Raw genomic sequence first — 18,500 nt, 5'->3', positions numbered from 1 at the left:
GTCATAGGTGCTGAGCGCGGCTCACGCGGGTGCTTCGCTGTGCTGGGTCCGGGGTTTCCGTTGCACAGCCTTGGCGATCGGCTCGACGATGCGGGCCGCGGTGGGGCCGAGGATGGCCATGAGGAGCACGTAGGCCGTGGCCAGTGCGGCGAGTTCGCCGTCGACCGCGCCCGCGGTGACGGCCAGGCCGGCGATGACGATGGAGAATTCGCCGCGCGCCACGAGGGCCGCGCCGGCGCGGGCGCGGCCCAGCCTGCCGATGCCCTGTCTTCGCGCGGCCCACCAGCCGGTGGCGACCTTCGTGAGCGTGGTCACCACGGCCAGCACCACGGCCCAGCCGAGCACGGGCGGAATCGACGCCGGGTCGGTGTTCAGGCCGAACACCACGAAGAACACCGCTGCGAACAGGTCGCGCAGGGGTTCGAGCAGGCGCGTGGCGTTGTGGGCGGTCGAGCCGGACACGGCGATGCCGAGCAGGAACGCACCGACGGCGGCCGAGACCTGCATCGCCGACGCCAGGCCGGCCACGAGCAGCGCGGCGCCGAGGATCTTGAGCAGGAACACCTCGCGGTCGTCGCTGTCCACGATGGCGGAGACGTAGCGGCCGAACTTCAGCGCGATCACGAGCACCACGGTGATCACCATGAGCGAGATGCCGACCGCTTCGAGGCCGCCGAGGAAGCTGACGCCGCCGAGGATCGCCGTGAGGATCGGCAGGTACAGGGCCATCACGAGGTCCTCGAACACCAGGATCGACAGCACCACCGGCGTTTCGCGGTTACCGAGGCGGCCGAGGTCGCCGAGCACCTTCGCGACGATGCCGGACGACGAGATGTAGGTGACGCCCGCCATCACGATCGCGCCGATCGGGCCCCAGCCCAGCAATAGCGCCACGGCCGCGCCGGGCAGCGCGTTGAGCACGATGTCGAGCATGCCCGCCGTCCACGAGCGGCGCAGGCCCGTGAACAGCTCCGCCGCCGAGTACTCCAGGCCCAGCAGCAGGAGCAGCAGCACCACGCCGATCTCGCTGGCCAGGTGCGTGAAGTCGCCGATGTCGGTGAGCGGGATCAGGCCGCCGGAGCCGAAGCACAGGCCGCCGAGGAGGTAGAGCGGGATGGGGGAGAGCCCGATCCGGCCGGCGAGCCTGCCCAGCACGCCGAGCACGAAGAAGACCCCGCCGAGTTCGATCAGGGACAGCGCGGTGTGGTCCATCAGCCTTGCTTGAGGATCTTGGCGGCGGCGTCCAGACCTTCGGACGTCCCGACCGCGACCAGCAGGTCGCCGGCGGTGAAGGTGAAGTCGGGCGTCGGCGACGGGTGCACCTGGCCCGCGCGCGCCACCGCGACCACCGACACGCTCGTGCGCGTGCGCATCGCCGTGTCGCCGAGCGTGCGGCCGTCGAACGGCCCGTCCTCGGTGATCGGCAGCTGGCGGGTGTGGATGCCCGGCAGTTCGCGGTGTTCCTCGGTGAGCTGCGCCACGAGCTGCGGCGCGCCGAGCAGGTTGGCCAGCGCGCCGGCCTCGTCCGCGGTGAGCGGCAGCGAGGCGAGGCAGGCGTCGACGTCGTCGGCCTTGGACACGATCAGCTCGATCTTGCCGTCCCGCTGGGTCACGACGCCGATGCGCCGTCCCGCACGCGTGGCGAAGTCCTTCCGGACCCCGATTCCGGGCAGGGGAGTCACTTCCACGTTCACACCGGCCACGGTAACCCATTGTCCGATTCGCGAGGCTCGGGCGAGCTCCGGCAGACGAGTGGTCACGACCACCGCCGGCCGCGGCGTCCCGGTGAAATTCCCGCCCCGCACCAGGTCTGGAGCACCGCGGCCGGGCGCGCCTAGGGTTCCCCGTGGTGGGAGGAGGCCACGATGGCCGAGTTCGCACGCGGGCGCGTCACCGCGAACGGGATCACGTTCGAGTACCTCGAGGCGGGTGAGGGCCCGCTCGCGTTGTGCATGCACGGGTTCCCGGACACCCCGTTCACCTACCGGCACCTGCTGCCCGCGCTCGCCGCGGCCGGGTTCCACGCGGTCGCGCCGTTCGTGCGCGGGTTCGCGCCGACGGAACTGCCGCCGCTGCGCCACTTCGTGCACTCCAGCGTGATGGTCGCCGACCAGATCGCGCTGACCCGCGCGCTCGGCGGTGGCCCGGACGCGCTGCTGGTCGCGCACGACTGGGGCGCGGTCGGGGCGTGGGGCGCGCTCGGGCGGGCTCCCGAGCTGTGGGGCCGCGCGGTGATCCTCAACATCCCGCCGTTCGAGATCTTCGGCGAGAACCTGGGCACCTACGCGCAGATCAAGCGCAGCTTCTACTTCTGGTACTTCCAGATGCAGCGGGTGATCGAGGACCGGATCCGCCAGGACGACTTCGCGTTCATCCGCGACATCTGGGGCGACTGGTCGCCCGGCTACCCGGCCGACGAAGACCTGGGCTACCTGCGGGCCGCGCTCGCCGACCCCGACCACCTGCACGCCGCGCTGGGCTACTACTGGGGCCAGTTCGACCCGACGCGGTTCGGGACGCCCGAGTGGGTCGCCGAGCAGGCCGCCGCGTGGGGTGGCAGCGCGCCCCAGCCGCTGCTCTACCTGCACGGCACCACCGACGGCTGCCACGGCATGACCGCGGCCCAGGTCGAGCGGGTCAAGGAGTTCGGCGGGCCGGGCTCCGAGTCGGAGCTGATCGAGGGCGTCGGCCACTTCATGCTCGTCGAGCGGCCGAAGGAGCTCAACAACCGCATCAGCGGCTGGCTGGACCGCACCGGCTGACCGGCCGCGCCACGTGCCGTGGCGCAGTCCCCGTGGCGCCGCCGGTCAGGAGAGTTCGAGCAGGAGCGTGGCCACGACCATGACGGCCGCGGTCGCGCCGTGGACGGAGAACGCGATCGCCCGGCTTCCCTTGTGGCGCAGGATGATCAGCATGTCGCCGACGGGGATGAACGCCTCGGCGAGCAGGATCCAGCCGAGGACGTGCGGGCCGCCCGCGAGCATCGCCGCGCCCACCACCAGCCCGGACGCGATGTCACGCACGCCCTTGATGTGGAAGAACGCCGTCGTGCCGGTCGGGATCGTGGCGAGGCCGAAGCCGGCGGCGGTCTTCTCCGGCGCGAGCAGGTAGCCGAGCCCCACGTAGATGATGCCGATCGCGACGATTCCGGCGATGACGTAGGCGGTGACGATCACGGGGTCCTCCAGGAATCTAGCGTTGCTAGGAACCCTGCCAACGGTAACTTGGTGACGCTAGTTTGTCTAGCGTTGCTAGATCTGCTCGTCGGTGACCTGACCTTCGCCGCGGGGGCGCCCGGCCGTGCCGTTGTCGCGCTTCGGTGGCTGACCGGCCCGCCGGGCGCGCCGCCGGGCGGGTTGCCGGACCCGGACGAACACCCCGGCAGAGCCGCCTCACCGGCCGTGACGGGCGGCGGGCAGAATGAACGCCGATCACGCAGAGCACGACGAACGCGAGGAGAGTTTCGGTGACGGGAGCCCTACGTGGTGTGGTCGCGCTGGACGGCCCGTCGGGAACCGGCAAGACCACGGTCGCGCGCAAGCTCGCCGACCGGCTCGGCGCGGGCTACCTCGACACCGGCGCGATGTACCGGCTCGTGACGCTCGCCGTGCTGCGCGCGGGCACCGACCCGGCCGACACCGACGCCGTCGGCCACCTCGCGCACGACGTGCACTTCAGCATCGGCACCAGCCCCGAGCGCCCCGAGGTCCGCCTCGGCGACGAGGACGTGGCCGCCGACATCCGCGGGCCCGAGGTCACGCAGGCCGTGTCGGCCGTCTCCGCCGTGCCGCAGGTGCGCGAGCTGCTCGTGGCGCGCCAGCGCCGGATCATCGCCGACGTGCTGGCCGCCACCGGCGGCATCGTCGTGGAAGGCCGGGACATCGGCACGGTCGTGGCGCCCGAGTCGCCGCTCAAGGTCTACCTCACCGCGTCGGCCGACGTCCGCGCCGCGCGCCGCAGCGGGCAGGACAGCGCCGCCGGGCGCGAGACGAGCGTCGCGGCCGCCCGCCAGTCCGTCGAACGCCGTGACCGCCTCGACTCCACGCGCGCGACGTCGCCGCTGCGCGCGGCCGAGGACGCCGTGCCCGTCGACACCTCGGAGCTGTCCATCGACCAGGTGATCGTCGCGCTGTCCGAGCTGGCCTGCCGCCGCGGCCTGCTCGACGACTGCCCGGCCGGAGCCGGGGCCGAGGCGCGCGCATGACCGGTGGCGCTCTCCCTGAGGGTGCGAACGGCCTCCTGCACGACGCCGGGCGGGTGTTCGCCCGGTACCATCTGCGGTCGGCCTTCCGGATCCGCGTGCACGGGCGCGACCGGATGCCGGATGCCGGCCCGGTCGTGGTGATCGCCAACCACAGCTCCATGATCGAGCCGCAGCTGATCTTCGGAATGCTCCCGCGGCGTTCGGCGTTCCTGGTCAAGGCCGAGATGTTCAAGGGCGCGGCCGGGCGGTTCCTGCGGGCGATCGGCCAGATCCCGGTCAAGCGGGGCGAGATCGACCGCACCCCGCTGATGACGGCGGCCGGCGTGCTGAAGGCCGGCGGGGTCGTCGGCATCTTCCCCGAGGGCACCCGGGGCGCCGGTGACGTCGGCGTGGCCGAGAAAGGCGCGGCCTGGCTGGTGCGCGCCTCCGGGGCGACCGTGCTGCCGGTCGCGACGCGGGGCACGTTGAAGCCCGCGGACGGGAAGCGGCGCTGGCGCCCGCGCGTGGACATCCTCGTGGGGGAGCCGTTCACGCCGAAGGTGGGCCCGGGCCGGACCGGCCTGGAAGAGGGCACCGAGGAGCTGCGCCTGCAGCTCGCGGGGCTCGTGAAGACTTTGGACGATTGGCGCGCCGAGAACCGAATCGGCTCGCCGTAGGTGAAGTGGGAACACGATGACAGGGTTTGACGGCGCCACTGACGCCGGGTTCGAAGGTGCCGGAGAGATCGACGGCACCTGGTCCGACGAGACCGAGTTCGCCGCGCTCGACGCGCAGATCGAGGCGGAGGGCGCCGCCGAGGAGGCGAACCTCGCGCAGCCGGTGCTGGCCGTCGTGGGCAGGCCCAACGTGGGCAAGTCCACGCTGGTCAACCGCATCCTCGGCCGGCGCGAGGCCGTGGTGCAGGACGTGCCGGGCGTGACGCGCGACCGCGTCGCCTACGACGCGTACTGGGGCGGCCGTCGGTTCACGCTCGTCGACACCGGCGGCTGGGAGCCCGACGCGACCGGCCTGCAGGCGTCGGTGGCGGCGCAGGCGGAGATCGCGATGCAGACGGCCGACGCCGTGCTGCTCGTGCTCGACGCGTCCGTGGGCGCCACGGCCACCGACGAGGCCGTGGCCCGCGTGCTGCGGCGCTCGAAGAAGCCGGTGCTGCTGGCCGCCAACAAGGTGGACGACGACCGGCTGCTCGCCGACACCGCGTCGCTGTGGCGGCTCGGCCTGGGCGAACCGCACCCGGTCAGCGCCCTGCACGGGCGCAGCTCGGGCGACCTGCTCGACGCGATCATCGAGGCCCTGCCCACCGCGCCGCGCGAAGCCGGCACCGTGAGCACCGGGCCGCGCCGCGTCGCGCTCGTCGGCAAGCCGAACGTGGGCAAGTCGAGCCTGCTCAACAAGCTCTCGGGCGAGCAGCGTTCGGTCGTCGACTCCGTGGCCGGCACCACCGTCGACCCGGTCGACTCGCTGGTCGACCTCGACGGCGAGATCTGGCGGTTCGTGGACACGGCCGGCCTGCGCAAGCGCGTGAACTCCGCCAACGGCGCCGAGTACTACGCCTCCCTGCGCACCAAGACGGCGATCGACGCGGCCGAGGTCGCGATCGTGATGCTCGACGCCGCCGAGCCGCTGTCCGAGCAGGACCTGCGGGTGCTCACGATGGTCGTCGAGGCGGGCCGCTCGCTCGTGCTCGCCTTCAACAAGTGGGACCTCGTGGACGAGGACCGCCGCCACGCGATGGTGCGCGAGCTCGACCGCGGCCTGGTCCGTGTGCCGTGGGCGGAGAAGGTGAACATCTCCGCGCTCACCGGCCGGTCCGTACGCAAGCTCGCGCCGGCGCTGCGGACGGCGCTGAAGTCGTGGGACCAGCGCGTGCCCACCGGCCAGCTCAACGGGTGGCTGTCGGACCTCATCGCGGCCACGCCGCCGCCGGTGCGCAGCGGCAAGCAGCCGAAGGTGCTCTTCGCCACGCAGGCCGGCATCCGCCCGCCGACGCTCGTTCTTTTCACCACCGGTTTCCTGGAAGCCGGTTACCGACGGTTCATCGAACGCAAGTTCCGCGAGCGCTTCGGTTTCGAGGGCAGCCCCGTGCGGGTGAACGTGCGCGTGCGCGAGAAGAAGGCGAAACCCAAGGTCGGCGGCAAGGCCGCCAAGACCCGCTGACCCGGTCGAACGCTGATCGGACACGGTCCGGACGCGCCGGGGAGAGGGCTTCCCCGGCGCGTTTTCGCGCTCTGTCACCGACTGCGGAACCGGTGACGTCCGACACTCGACCGTGACCCTTGCGCTATCTGACGTTCACCTCCGCGTATTGTGGACGGTCTGCACCGGGCGCCTCATTCGGAGAGCCAGCCCGAATGACGCTCGCGGAAGGTGAGTGATGGGCTTGCGCGCCCAGGGGATGACTTTGTACGGCCTTTTTCCGAAACCCATGGTCACGTTGCGTGACGGGGTGGTCCGGTGACTCTCACCGCCGACCACGCCCGCACCGCCGACCTCATCCCGGTCACCGACGACGCGAGCGCCGCTCTCACGTGCGTTGCGGAGGTGACCCACGCTCCTTCCGAGGCGCCGGTCGCCGACCGCGCCCTGTTCTGGTCCGGCCTCGGCGCCAGCGAGCGCACGCTGCTCCAGATCCTCACGGAGACGGCGGAGCAGCACCCCAACGCCGCCGCGATCGACGACGGCAGCACCACCCTGACCTACCGCCGGCTGCTCGAGGAGATCGAGACCTTCGGCCGCGAGCTGCGCGCCCACGGCGTCGGGCTCGGCGACCGCGTCGGCGTCCGCGTCTCCTCCGGCACGGCCGAGCTCTACGTCGCGATCCTCGCCACCCTGTCCGTCGGCGCCGCCTACGTGCCGGTCGACGCGGACGATCCCGAAGAGCGCGCCGAGCTCGTGTTCGGCGAAGCCGGCGTGGCCGTGATCATCACCGACGGCACCATCACCGTCGCCGGCACCCCGGGCGGCCGCGACGGGCGCCCCGGCCCGGCCGACGACGCGTGGATCATCTTCACCTCCGGGTCCACCGGCAAGCCCAAGGGCGTCGCCGTCACGCACGCCTCCGCCGCGGCCTTCGTGGACGCCGAGGCCCAGCTGTTCCTCACCGAGGAGCCCATCGGGCCCGGCGACCGCGTGCTCGCGGGCCTGAGCGTCGCGTTCGACGCCTCCTGCGAGGAGATGTGGCTCGCGTGGCGCCACGGCGCCTGCCTGGTGCCCGCGCCGCGCGCGCTGGTGCGCACCGGCGTCGACCTCGGCCCGTGGCTGGTCGCGCAGCGCATCACCGTCGTCTCCACCGTGCCGACGCTGGCCGCGCTGTGGCCGGCCGACGCGCTCGAGGACGTGCGCCTGCTCATCTTCGGCGGCGAAGCGTGCCCGCCGGAGCTGGCCGAGCGCGTGGCCGTGGAAGGCCGCGAAGTCTGGAACACCTACGGCCCCACCGAAGCCACCGTCGTCGCCTGCGCCGCGCAGATGACCGGCGAAGGTCCCGTGCGCATCGGCCTGCCGCTGGCGGGCTGGCAGCTGGCCGTGGTCAACGAGGCGGGCGACCCGGTCGCCATGGGCGAGACCGGTGAGCTCGTGATCGGCGGCGTCGGTCTCGCGCGCTACCTCGACGCGGAGAAGGACGCGCAGAAGTTCGCGCCCCTGCCGTCGCTGGGGTGGCAGCGCGCCTACCGCAGCGGTGACATGGTCCGCGCCGAGCACGAGGGCCTGCTGTTCCTCGGCCGGCTCGACGAGCAGGTGAAGCTCGGCGGCCGCCGCATCGAGCTGGGCGAGGTCGACGCCGCGCTGCAGTCGCTGCCCGGCGTGCAGGGCGCGGCCGCGGCGGTCCGCCGCACGAAGGCCGGCAACCAGGTCCTCGTCGGGTACGTCGTGCCGAGTGCCGGGGCCACCTTCGACTCGGACGACGCCGCCACCCGCCTGCGCGAGCAGCTTCCGGCCGCGCTGGTCCCGCTGCTCGCGGTGATCGACGACCTGCCCACGCGCACCTCGGGCAAGGTCGACCGCGCCGCGCTGCCGTGGCCGCTGTCCACTGTGGACGCCGGAGCCGCGGGCCTGTCCGCCACCGAGGCGTGGCTGGCCGAAGGCTGGTCGGAGATCCTCGGCGTGTCCGTGACGGACCCCAAGGCCGACTTCTTCACCCACGGCGGCGGCAGCCTCACGGCCGCGCAGCTCATCGCGCGCATCCGCACCCGCCACCCCGAGGTGTCGGTCAACGACATCTACCAGCACCCCAAGCTCGGGTCGCTGGCCACGATGCTCGACACGCTCAGCGGCCAGGAGACCGAGCGCCGCGACATCGCGCCGACGCCGCGTCGCGCGGGCGTGATCCAGACGCTGCTGATGCTCCCGCTCATGGGCCTGGTCGGCCTGCGCTGGACGACGCTCGCGGCGGCGGCCTCGAACGTGCTTTCTCTGCTCGGGGTCGCCTGGGCGCCGACGCTGAACTGGGCGTGGGTCGTGCTGGCGTGGCTGGTGCTGTTCAGCCCGGCCGGCCGCATCGCGATCGCCGCGGGCGGTGCGCGGGTGCTGTTGTCGGGTGTGCGGCCGGGCAGCTACCCGCGGGGCGGCAGCGTGCACCTGCGCCTGTGGACGGCCGAGAAGCTCGCGGAGTTCAGCGGCGCGGACAGCGTCGCCGGTGCTTCGTGGATGACCACGTACGCCAAGGCGCTCGGTGCCCGGGTCGCCAAGGACGTGGACCTGCACTCGCCGCCGCCGGTCACCGGCTTCCTCAAGCTCGGCCGCGGCGCCGCCGTGGAGCCCGAGGTGGACCTGACCGGGCACTGGGTCGATGGCGACCTCGTGCACATCGGCAAGATCCGGATCGGCGCGGAGGCCCGCATCGGTTCGCGCAGCACCCTGTTCCCGGGTGCCCGCATCGGCAAGGGCGCGGAGATCGCCGCCGGGTCGACCGTGCGCGGCGCCGTGCCCGCCGGGCAGCGCTGGGCGGGTTCGCCCGCGGCCCACTCGGGCAAGGACGCCAAGGACGCGCTGAAGTGGCCGGCCAGCCGCCCGCCGCGGTCGCGGTTCTGGGCGACGGTGTACGGCCTGACGTCGGTCGTGCTCGGCTTCCTGCCGGGCATCGCAGCGCTGCCGGGCGTGGCCGTGCTGGGCGCCGCGCTCTGGGGCGCGCCGACGCTGGGCGCCGCCGCGACGCAGGCCCTGATCTTCACCCCGGTCGCCACCGTCGCCTACTTCCTCACCTACGCGCTGCTGGTGCTGGCCGGCGTGCGGCTGCTGGGCGTCGGCATGGTCGAGGGTTACCACCCCGTCCACGGCCGAGTGGCGTGGCAGGTGTGGGCGACCGAGCGCCTCATGGGCATGGCCCGCGAAGGCTTGTTCCCCTTGTACGCCAGCCTGTTCACGCCGGTGTGGCTGCGGCTGCTCGGCGCGAAGGTCGGCCGCAACGTCGAGGCGTCGACCGTGCTCGCGCTGCCGAAGATGACCCAGGTCGACAGCGGCGCGTTCCTCGCCGACGACACGATGGTCGCGACCTACGAGCTGGGTCACGGCTGGCTGCACGTCGCGCCGGCGCGCATCGGCAAGCAGGCGTTCCTCGGCAACTCCGGCATGACCGCGCCGGGCCGTTCGGTGCCGAAGCGCGGTCTCGTGGGCGTGCTGTCCTCGACGCCGCTGAAGGCCAAGAAAGGCTCGTCCTACCTCGGCATGCCGCCGCTGCCGGTCCGCCGGGCGGTCGGCGACGCCGACACCAGCCGCACCTACACCCCGGCGCTGCACCTCAAGGCCGCGCGGGCGTTCGTCGAGCTGCTCCGGATCGTGCCGGTGATGTGCGGGGTCGCCCTCACCGTGGGCGTCGCGTTCTCGCTGCTGGCGATCGCTTCGCTGTGGGGCTTCGGCATCGCCGCGCTGCTGGCCGGGCCGGTGCTGCTGGCCGCCGGCGTCGTCGCCGCGCTCACCGCCACCGTGGTGAAGTGGCTGCTGGTCGGGAAGTTCCGCGCGATCGAGCACCCGTTGTGGAGTTCCTTCGTGTGGCGCAACGAGCTGGCCGACACCTTCGTCGAGACGCTCGCGGTGCCGTGGCTGATCGGCTCGGTCGGCGGCACGCCGCTGCTCACCGCGTGGCTGCGCACCATGGGCGTGAAGATCGGGCGCGGCGTGTGGCTGGAGACGTACTGGCTGCCGGAGTCGGACCTCGTCCGCCTCGGCGACGGCGCGACGATCAACCGCGGCTGCGTGGTGCAGACGCACCTGTTCCACGACCGGATCATGAGCATGTCGCGGGTGGAGCTCGACGAGGGCGCCACGCTCGGCCCGCACGGCATCGTGCTGCCGGGCGCGAGCATCGGCGCGCGCACCACCGTGGGCCCGGGTTCGCTCGTCACGCGCGGCGACGCGGTGCCGGCGGACACGCGCTGGCTCGGCAACCCGATCTCGACCTGGCGTCGGTGAGCCTCGGACCGTTGCGGCGCGCCAAGATCCGCGCGATCCTGCTGGAACAAGACCACCTCACGGAAAGCGGGGTTCTGCTCGGGTGACCTCGAAGGCTGCCGCGCCGGCGCCCGGCGCGGAAACCTCCGCAGATTCGTACCTCCCCGGTCACGGCAACGGCGGCTACCTCGTCCGCCACTACGACCTGGACCTCGACTACCGCGTCGGGCCCAACCGGCTCAGCGGTACCGCGGTGCTCACCTGCGTGGCGACACAGGCACTGTCGCGGCTGACACTCGACCTCGGCGAGTTCCGCGTCTCGCGGGCGCTCGTCGACGGCCGGCCGGCGAAGTTCGTCCGGCGCGGGCTGAAGCTCCAGGTGAAGCCCGACAGGTCGATGGCGGCCGGCACGGAGTTCCGGGTCGAAGTCCGCTACGTCGGCAACCCGCGGCCGGTGCCGAGCCGCTGGGGCGACATCGGGTGGGACGAACTCACCGACGGCGCGCTCGTCGCGAGCCAGCCGATCGGCGCTCCGTCGTGGTTCCCGTGCAACGACCACCCGGCCGACAAGGCGACCTACCGCGTCACGGTCACGACCTCGTCGTCGTACCTGGTCGCGGTGACGGGGAACCTCGTGTCGCGCTACCAGTCGGCGAGCACCGCGACCTGGGTGTTCGAGCGGCCGGAGCCGACGGCGACGTACCTGATGAGCGTGCAGATCGGGCGCTACGACGACGTCGAGCTCGTGGCCGGTCCGGGCGCGGGCTGGTTCTCGCACCCCGAGGCGCGGTCGTTCCGGATGCGGCTGGGCTTCGGCCGGGGCAACGGCGTGGAGTCCGTGGTGGCGACCGTGCCGCAGCGGGCCGCGGTGCCGCCGCGGCTGCTCCGGGCGTTCTCGCGCGACTTCGGCCGCCAGGGCCGGATGATGGACGTGCTGCAGCGATTGTTCGGGCCCTACCCGTTCGGCGAGTACGTGGTGGTCGTGACCGACGACGCGCTGGACGACCCGATCGAGGCGCAGGGGATGTCCATCTTCGGCGCCAACCACGTCGACGGCCGGCGCACCTACGAGCGCCTGGTCGTGCACGAGCTCGCCCACCAGTGGTTCGGCAACAGCCTCACCGTCGCCGACTGGCGCCACATCTGGCTCAACGAGGGCTTCGCGACCTACGCCGAGTGGCTGTGGTCGGAGGAGTCCGGCGGCCAGTCGGCCGACTCGCTGGCCCGGATGTGGCACGCGCGCATGAAGGCCAAGCCGGCCGACGTCCGCATCAGCGACCCGGGTGTGGCGCGGATGTTCGACGAGCGCGTGTACAAACGCGGCGCGCTCACGCTCCACGCCCTGCGCGGCGAGATCGGCAACCCGGCGTTCTTCGCGCTCGTCAAGGCGTGGACCTCGGAACACCGCCACAGCACGGTGAGCACCGAGGAGTTCATCGCGTCCGCCGAGGCCTACGCGGCTCGCTCGCTGCGGCCGTTCTTCACGGCCTGGCTGGAGACACCCGCGCTGCCGGAGCTGTGACCGGTTCCCCGGCGCGAGCCGGGGCGGGCAGAATGGCGGCCTGACGAAGGGGGCGTCCATGACGTGGCCGCAGCAGCCCGGTCCGCCACGCCGAAGCGGGGCCGGCGCGTGGGTGGCGTTCGCCGCGGTGGTGGTGGTCGTGGTCGCCTTCGGGGTGACCGCGTTCGTCGCCCCGGGGTTCCTCCGCCCGACGCGCACGGTGTCGGGCGTGGGGCAGGTCGTGCCGGGCGCCTCCGTGGCGGCTCCGCCGTCCTCGGACACCGCTCCGCCGCCTGCGGGCGACGGGCCGCCGGTCTCCATCCCGGCCGCGCGCACGGCGGAACCGCACCGCCCGCAGCCGCTGGCCGACCCGTCGAGCTGCAGTTACCCGGCCGACCCGAACGGGCCCGCCGCCAAGCCCGCGACGCCGCCCGCCGACGGGCCGGAACCCGCGAGCGGCACCGTCGCCGCGACCTTGGCCACGACGGCCGGGGACATCGGACTGACACTGGACCGCGCGCTCGCGCCGTGCACGGTGGCGAGTTTCGTGACCCTGGCCAAGGAAGGCTTCTACACGGGGACCAGCTGCCACCGGCTCGGCACGACCGATCTGCAGATGCTGCAGTGCGGCGATCCGGCGGGCGACGGCACGGGCGGGCCCGGGTACACCGTGCCGGACGAGTTCTTCCCGCAGCTGACCTACGGACGCGGTCTGGTCGCGCTGGCCAACACGGGCCAGCCGACGTCCGGCGGCAGCCAGTTCTTCCTGATGTTCGGCGACACCCCGATCCCGCCGACGTACACGGTGTTCGGCACCGTCTCCGACGCCGGCCTCAGCGTGCTGGACAAGGTCGCGCGCGGTGGGGTGGACACGTCGTCGGCGGGTGCGTACGGCGACGGCACGGGCCGGCCGCGGATCCCGGTCACCTTCACGGCGGTGACGGTCCAGGGCTGAGGGGCCCCCGGATGGGCACCCGGCGTCACCCCGGCCGTCACGCGGACGGCGGCTGTGGCCCCGCTCGGTGGGACGGCAGGCTCTCCCGATGGCTTCCGTCAGGCGGCAACGGCATCTGAACCAGGCGCTCATGGGCATCCCGCGAAGGGCGGAGTCGTCGGACCGGGCCACGCTGACGCGGACGTTCGTGGCGGCCGGGTCGTTCTCGGCGATGCTGCACTCGACCGACCACCAGGTGCTCTACGGCCGCCGCGGCGCGGGCAAGACGCACGCGTTGCTGTACTTGAGTGATCTCGTGGACCGCACCGGCGACGTCGCGGTCTACGTCGACCTGCGCACGCTCGGCAGTGCCGGCGGGTTGCACTCGGACGGCGGAACGTCGGCGGCCGTCCGGGGGACGCAGCTGCTCGTGGACACGATCGAGGCGGTGCACGAGGAACTGCTGGCCGTCGCCGTGGAACGCGAGCTGGGGAACCCGGACACGCTGCTGCCTTCGCTCGATACGCTGGCCGAGGCGGCCACGGCGGTCGAGGTGGTGGGGGAGGTGGAGCGCGAGACGCGGGCGAGCGCGTCGGAGGAGGCTTCGCTCGGGGTCGAGCTCGGCCTGCCGCCCGCGGCGCGGATTTCCCTGGGGCACAAGCGTTCCGCCGGCAGGGAGAGCCGGCTGCGGCGCACCGGTACCGAGCGCCATCACGTGGTGTTCGGCCCGTTGGGGCGTGCGTTGCGGGCGGTGGTGCGGGCGCTGGAGGGCCGGCGGCTGTGGCTGCTGCTCGACGAGTGGAGCGCGCTTCCCTTGCAGCTGCAGCCGTTGCTGGCCGACCTGCTGCGCCGCACGTTCCTGCCGACGGCCGGCGTCACCGTGAAGATCGCGGCCATCGAACGGCGGTCGCGATTCCGGGAACGGCTCGCGGACGGCGACCACCTGGGCATCGAGGTCGGCGCCGACGCCGCGTCGGCCGTGAGCCTGGACGACATCATGATCCTCGACGACGCCCGCACGCGGGCGCTCGAGTTCTTCGCGCAGCTGTTCCACAACCACGCCGCCGTCCGGCTGGTCACCACGCTCCCGGCGCCGCCGCCCGACGCGGAGGCGTTCGTCGCGGAAACCTTCCGGGGCACGGCATTCGGCGAGCTGGTGCGCGCGGCCGAAGGCGTGCCGCGCGACGCGATCAACATCGCGGCACTGTCGGCCCAGTACGCCCACGACCAGCCCATCGGCCTGCGCGACGTCCGCCTCGCCGCCCGCGACTGGTACCTGCGCGACAAGCACAGCGCCATCAGCGCCGACGAGACCGCCACGACGTTGCTGCGCCTGCTGGTCGACGAGGTCGTCGGCCGCCGGCGCTCGCGCACCTTCCTGCTCGACCGCTCACCGGGTCCGCGCCACGCCGTGATCGCCGACCTCTACGACGCGCGGCTGCTGCACGTCCTGCGCCGCGGGCTCGCCGACCCGCACCGGCCCGGCACGCTGTACGACGGCTTCGCCATCGACTACGGCTGTTACGTGGCTTTGCTGCTGGGCAAGGACGCGGCCCGCCGGCCGCACGCGCGGGGTTCGTGGCTGGCGCTGCCGAAGGGCGTGCCGCCTGACGGGTTCAACCTGGCGCACGAAGCCGTGGACCTCGAGGCCCTGTGACGCCCTCCGCCCGCGGAGCCACCGAAGTGACCCCGCGGGCGGAGGGAGAGCACAGCGCGCTCAGGCGCGGGACAGCACCGTCTTCAACGCGGCCAGCAATGCCGTTGTCGCTTCGGGTTCCGCGGCGCCGGTGGTGTGGCGCCAGGCCACGTAGCCGTCCGGGCGGACCAGCAGCGCGCCGGCCTCGTCGATCTGGCTCGCGCGGGTCCAGTCGCCGTAGGAGTCGCGGGCGCCGTCGGCGCCGACGGTCACCACCCGCAGGTCCAGGCCGAGCTCGGCGGCCGCCTTCTCGGCGGCCACGCGCCAGGCCTCGCCCGACAGGCCCGTGACGACGCTCCAGCGGCCGCCGCCCACGAGGTCCAAAGTGGACACCCGGCGTCCGTGCGAGCCGACGAGCCACACGTGCGGGATCTTCGCGCCCGGCGTGGTCGTGGCCTGGTGGAACAGCTCCGGGTCGCGGCCGGAGACCGGGGCGGCCCCGTCCGGGATCACGGCGGTCGAGGCATAACGCTGGTCCAGCTCCACGCCGTGGGCGTTGAACTCATAGTGCTTGAGCTCGATCGCCTTCTCCAGCTGGCGGCGCTTGCGTGCCCCGTCCTCGGTCGGCGCCTCGCACGCGGCCAGACCGGCGGCGATGGCGTCGGCGTCGGTGTCGCCGGTGATGCCGAGCGTCTCGAAGATCGGGCCGAACTGGTCGCGGGACAGGTTCGCGCGGTCCACGATCTGCTTGCCCACCGGCGCGCGCTCGGCCGAGTAGGTCTCCAGCAGCTCTTCGCCCGCCTCGCCGCGCACGACCATCGCGAGCTTCCACGCGAGGTTGTACGAGTCCTGGATGGACGTGTTCGAGCCGAGGCCGTTGGACGGCGGGTGCCGGTGCACGGCGTCGCCAGCGCAGAACACGCGGCCGCTGGAGTACTGCGTGGCGTAGCTGTGGTTGACCGTCCACAGTGACGTCGAGGTGATCTCGACCTCCAGCTCCGGGTCGCCGATGAGGTCGCGCACGATCCGCGTCGCCTCTTCCGCGTCGACCTCGGGCGGTGCCTGCGCGATGTCGTAGCCCCACACGAGCAGCCACTTGTTCCACGGCCGCACCATGCGGACCAGGCCCATGCCGATGCCGCCCAGGTGCGCGCCGGGCCGCATGACCCAGTAGAGCACGCTCGGCCGGTGCGCCACGTACTTGCCGAGGTCGGCGGTGAACGTGATGTTCATGCTGCCGGCCTTGCCCGTCTCGCCGGCGATCGGCAGCCCGGCCTGCTCGGCGACGCGGCTGCGCGCGCCGTCGGCGCCGACGAGGTAGCGCGCCCGCAGCGTGAACTCGTCGCCGCGGACGCGGTCGAGGAAGCGGGCCGTGACGCCGTCGGCGTCCTGGGTGAAGTCGAGGAACTCCGTGTCCAGGCGCAGTTTCGCGCCGCGCTCGGCGGCGTTGGTCGCGAGGATCGGCTCCAGGTAGGTCTGGGGCAGGTCGATCATGTGGCACGGGCTCGCGGCGCCGTACTCGGTCGCCGACCGGTCGCCGGTGCCCCAGCTCGCGATCCGGCCGATCTCGTTGCCGGCCAGCGACGTGCACAGCACGGTGTCGCCCATCAGCTCCGGCGGCGTGCCCTGCGCCAGGGCCTGCTCCTCGATGCCGAGATCGCGCAGGACCTCCATGGCGCGCTGGTTGGTGATGTGGGCGCGCGGCGTGTTCGCCGTCCAGCCGTACTTGGTGGCCAGCACCGTGCGCACGCCGTAGGTGGCGAGCAGCAGGGCCGCGGTACCCCCGGCCGGCCCGCTGCCGACCACGATGACGTCGGTGTCGTATTCGCTCATGGCAGGAGTCCTCGTCAGTGCGCGGGGGCGGGGGAGATGCGGAACGTGAAGTCGAGGCGGCGCCAGCCGTTCGCGGGCTCGCGGCCGTCGGGTGCGGCACCGGACTGCTCGGCGAAGTCGACGATCAGCCCGTCCTTGACGCCGAATACGGTGTCGGAGTCGAGGTAGTCGCCGCCCCGGACGAACAGCTGGGTCACGAGCGTGCGGAAGCCCGGCTTGGCGATCATGAAGTGCACGTGGGGCGCGCGGAACGGGTGGCGCTCGACCGCGTCGAGCATGTGCCCGACCGGGCCGTCGGCCGGGATCGGGTAGGCCGAGGGCACGATGGTCCAGAACTTGAGCCGGCCGTCGGCGTCAGTGCGGAAGCGCGCGCGCAGGACAGGACCGTCGATGTCGGGGAGCTGGACGTCGTAGAAGCCGTCCTCGTTGGACTGCCAGACGTCGACGATGGCGTCGGCGATCGGGGCGCCGTGGGTGTCGGTGACGGTGACGTCCGTCCACAGGGGAGTGCCGGGTAGTCCGTCGGCGAGGTCGGCGCCCTGGGCGGTTTCGGGTGGGCCTTGGACGTAGAACGGTCCGAGGACGGCGGAGGGGGTGGTGTCGGGTGTGCGGGAGTTGGTGAGGACGTCGACGACGCTGGAGACGCCGAGGGTGTCGGACAGGAGGATGAATTCCTGGCGTTTGTCGTCGGAGATCTGGCCGGTGCGGGTGAGGAACCCGATGGCGTATTCCCATTCCTCCTGGGTGAGGTCGGTGCGGACCACGTAGGAGTGCAGGGTGCGCACGAGTTCTTGGAGGAGTTCGCGCAGGCGGGGGTCGGGGGTGGCGGCGAAGCTGTCGACGACTTCGGTGGTGAGGCTGCGCAGGTCGGGTTTGGTGCCTGCGGCGGGCGTGGGGCGGGTGCCGGTCCAGGCGTGGTGCAGGAGGTCTTCGATGCCGTCGCGGGTGACTTCGCGGGGGTTGGGGTAGGGCTTGGCGGTGGCGATTTCTGCGGCGGTGGTGATGTCGTTCTCGGTGAACCCGAGCTCGGCCAGCGAGTGCGGGACGGGTAGGGCCGCGATGAGGTCGTAGACGCCGGTGGCGGCGTCGGGGGCGCCGAGGACCTCGGCGATGCGGCGCATGGCGTCGGGGGCGCCGGCGGTGTTGTAGGCCATGGAGTAGGGCAGGACGACGGTGTGGGTTTCGGAGTGGGGCAGGTTGAAGCTGCCGCCGAGGGTGTGGCAGAGCTTGTGGTGCAGGGCCATGCCGACGGAGCCGAGGCAGGTGCCGGCGAGCCAGGCGGCGCGCAGGGCTTGGCCGCGGGCGTCCGCATCGGAGGGATCGGCGGCGATGCGGGGGAGGGCGGTGGCGAGCAGGCGGATGGCTTCGAGGGCGAACTGGTCGACGATCGGGTTGGCGTCGGGTGAGTAGAGGGCCTCGACGGCGTGGGCCATGGCGTTGACGCCGCTGGTGAGTGACACTTGGACCGGCAGTTTCAGGGTGAGGTCGACGTCGTAGACGACGACCTCGGGCAGCACCTTGGGTGAGGTCTGGGTGGTTTTGCGTCCATCGGCGGTCTCGCCCAGGACCGGGGTCATCTCGGAGCCGGCGTAGGTGGTGGGCACGATGATCTGCGGCAGGTCCGTGCGCAACGCGATCGCCTTGGCCAGACCGGTCGTCGAGCCGCCGCCGATGGCGAGGACGCAGTCGACGTCGTTCTCGGTCACGACCTTGAGCGCGCGCTCGGTCACGTCCACGGGGGTGTGCATCGCGGCCTCGTCGAAGCGGGCGGCGAGCAGCGGGCCGAGTGAATCGGCGACGCGGTCCGCAGGCCCGGCCAGCGGCGGGCTGCCCAGCAGCAGGACGCGGGTGGCGCCGAGGCGGCGCACCTCGTCGGGCAGCGAGGCGAGGGTGCCGCTGCCGAAGACGACCCGGGCCGGGTTCGCGGTGTAGCTGAACATCGTTGGTCCTTCCACGCGGGTGCCTCGAGTATCCGGATGTCGCCGCCCGGTTTCCTGCACGTTCCTGC

General features: G+C 72.6%; 13 protein-coding genes. 8 read left to right on the top strand and 5 right to left on the bottom strand.

What is annotated here, in order from left to right:
• Window positions 1–21: 21 nt before the first annotated feature.
• A complete protein-coding gene (locus tag ACQPXB_RS29425) occupies window positions 22–1,212 on the bottom strand; it encodes a cation:proton antiporter (RefSeq protein ID WP_432845193.1) in 1,191 nt (396 codons plus the stop codon).
• On the bottom strand, window positions 1,212–1,694 hold the full coding sequence (locus ACQPXB_RS29420) for a cation:proton antiporter regulatory subunit (protein ID WP_364177619.1): 483 nt from the start codon (window positions 1,692–1,694) through the stop codon (window positions 1,212–1,214). The genes ACQPXB_RS29425 and ACQPXB_RS29420 overlap by 1 nt, the downstream gene beginning before the upstream one ends.
• 171 nt (window positions 1,695–1,865) lie before the next feature.
• Here ACQPXB_RS29420 and ACQPXB_RS29415 point away from each other — a divergent pair, with 171 nt between their 5' ends.
• Entirely contained in the window at window positions 1,866–2,762 is an 897-nt protein-coding gene (locus tag ACQPXB_RS29415) for an alpha/beta fold hydrolase (protein ID WP_432845192.1), read from the top strand.
• Between the two features lie 45 nt (window positions 2,763–2,807).
• Here ACQPXB_RS29415 and ACQPXB_RS29410 read toward each other — a convergent pair whose 3' ends face one another.
• Window positions 2,808–3,176: a DUF4267 domain-containing protein gene (locus tag ACQPXB_RS29410; protein ID WP_432845191.1), complete on the bottom strand. Its 369-nt coding sequence runs from the start codon at window positions 3,174–3,176 to the stop codon at window positions 2,808–2,810.
• Window positions 3,177–3,487: 311 nt separating this feature from the next.
• Between ACQPXB_RS29410 and cmk the strand changes: the two genes are divergently transcribed.
• The 7 genes from cmk (at window position 3,488) to ACQPXB_RS29375 (ending at window position 14,680) form a co-directional block, all read left to right on the top strand.
• Window positions 3,488–4,204, top strand: a complete 717-nt coding sequence (gene cmk / locus ACQPXB_RS29405; protein ID WP_366588569.1) for a (d)CMP kinase — start codon at window positions 3,488–3,490, stop codon at window positions 4,202–4,204.
• Window positions 4,201–4,860: a lysophospholipid acyltransferase family protein gene (locus ACQPXB_RS29400; RefSeq protein WP_366588550.1), complete on the top strand. Its 660-nt coding sequence runs from the start codon at window positions 4,201–4,203 to the stop codon at window positions 4,858–4,860. Before cmk ends, ACQPXB_RS29400 begins: the two co-directional genes overlap by 4 nt.
• Before the next feature lie 16 nt (window positions 4,861–4,876).
• A complete protein-coding gene (der, locus tag ACQPXB_RS29395) occupies window positions 4,877–6,361 on the top strand; it encodes a ribosome biogenesis GTPase Der (protein WP_366588553.1) in 1,485 nt (494 codons plus the stop codon).
• 384 nt (window positions 6,362–6,745) lie between these two features.
• Window positions 6,746–10,609, top strand: coding sequence for a Pls/PosA family non-ribosomal peptide synthetase (locus ACQPXB_RS29390; protein ID WP_432856836.1), 3,864 nt, complete (start codon window positions 6,746–6,748; stop codon window positions 10,607–10,609).
• Window positions 10,610–10,691: 82 nt separating this feature from the next.
• Window positions 10,692–12,110: a M1 family metallopeptidase gene (locus ACQPXB_RS29385; protein ID WP_432845190.1), complete on the top strand. Its 1,419-nt coding sequence runs from the start codon at window positions 10,692–10,694 to the stop codon at window positions 12,108–12,110.
• Between the two features lie 58 nt (window positions 12,111–12,168).
• Window positions 12,169–13,044 carry a peptidylprolyl isomerase gene (locus ACQPXB_RS29380; RefSeq protein ID WP_366588558.1) on the top strand — a complete coding sequence of 292 codons (876 nt, stop codon included), beginning with the start codon at window positions 12,169–12,171 and terminating at the stop codon, window positions 13,042–13,044.
• A gap of 88 nt (window positions 13,045–13,132) precedes the next feature.
• On the top strand, window positions 13,133–14,680 hold the full coding sequence (locus ACQPXB_RS29375) for a hypothetical protein (protein ID WP_432845189.1): 1,548 nt from the start codon (window positions 13,133–13,135) through the stop codon (window positions 14,678–14,680).
• Between the two features lie 60 nt (window positions 14,681–14,740).
• Here ACQPXB_RS29375 and ACQPXB_RS29370 read toward each other — a convergent pair whose 3' ends face one another.
• Both ACQPXB_RS29370 and ACQPXB_RS29365 read right to left on the bottom strand, forming a co-directional pair.
• The gene (locus tag ACQPXB_RS29370) at window positions 14,741–16,492 is read right to left on the bottom strand and encodes an FAD-dependent oxidoreductase (protein WP_432845188.1); all 1,752 of its coding nucleotides are present in this window, start codon (window positions 16,490–16,492) and stop codon (window positions 14,741–14,743) included.
• A 14-nt stretch (window positions 16,493–16,506) separates the two neighbouring features.
• Window positions 16,507–18,432: a maleylacetate reductase and hydroxyquinol 1,2-dioxygenase domain-containing protein gene (locus ACQPXB_RS29365; RefSeq protein ID WP_432845186.1), complete on the bottom strand. Its 1,926-nt coding sequence runs from the start codon at window positions 18,430–18,432 to the stop codon at window positions 16,507–16,509.
• Window positions 18,433–18,500 lie beyond the last annotated feature (68 nt).

Origin of the sequence: Amycolatopsis sp. CA-161197, from assembly GCF_050942255.1 — a bacterium.
In the GTDB taxonomy this organism is placed as follows: Bacteria; Actinomycetota; Actinomycetes; order Mycobacteriales; family Pseudonocardiaceae; genus Amycolatopsis.
Note: the sequence above shows the minus strand (reverse complement) of the source record. Positions and strands in the feature narration are given on the sequence as shown.

What these genes read in the sequence shown, in the direction of transcription:
- ACQPXB_RS29425 (WP_432845193.1), bottom strand. Translation starts at nt 1,212, where the DNA reads ATGGACCACACCGCGCTGTCCCTGATCGAACTCGGCGGGGTCTTCTTC.
- ACQPXB_RS29415 (WP_432845192.1), top strand. Translation starts at nt 1,866, where the DNA reads ATGGCCGAGTTCGCACGCGGGCGCGTCACCGCGAACGGGATCACGTTC.
- ACQPXB_RS29400 (WP_366588550.1), top strand. Translation starts at nt 4,201, where the DNA reads ATGACCGGTGGCGCTCTCCCTGAGGGTGCGAACGGCCTCCTGCACGAC.
- der (WP_366588553.1), top strand. Translation starts at nt 4,877, where the DNA reads ATGACAGGGTTTGACGGCGCCACTGACGCCGGGTTCGAAGGTGCCGGA.
- ACQPXB_RS29380 (WP_366588558.1), top strand. Translation starts at nt 12,169, where the DNA reads ATGACGTGGCCGCAGCAGCCCGGTCCGCCACGCCGAAGCGGGGCCGGC.
- ACQPXB_RS29375 (WP_432845189.1), top strand. Translation starts at nt 13,133, where the DNA reads ATGGCTTCCGTCAGGCGGCAACGGCATCTGAACCAGGCGCTCATGGGC.
- ACQPXB_RS29370 (WP_432845188.1), bottom strand. Translation starts at nt 16,492, where the DNA reads ATGAGCGAATACGACACCGACGTCATCGTGGTCGGCAGCGGGCCGGCC.
- ACQPXB_RS29365 (WP_432845186.1), bottom strand. Translation starts at nt 18,432, where the DNA reads ATGTTCAGCTACACCGCGAACCCGGCCCGGGTCGTCTTCGGCAGCGGC.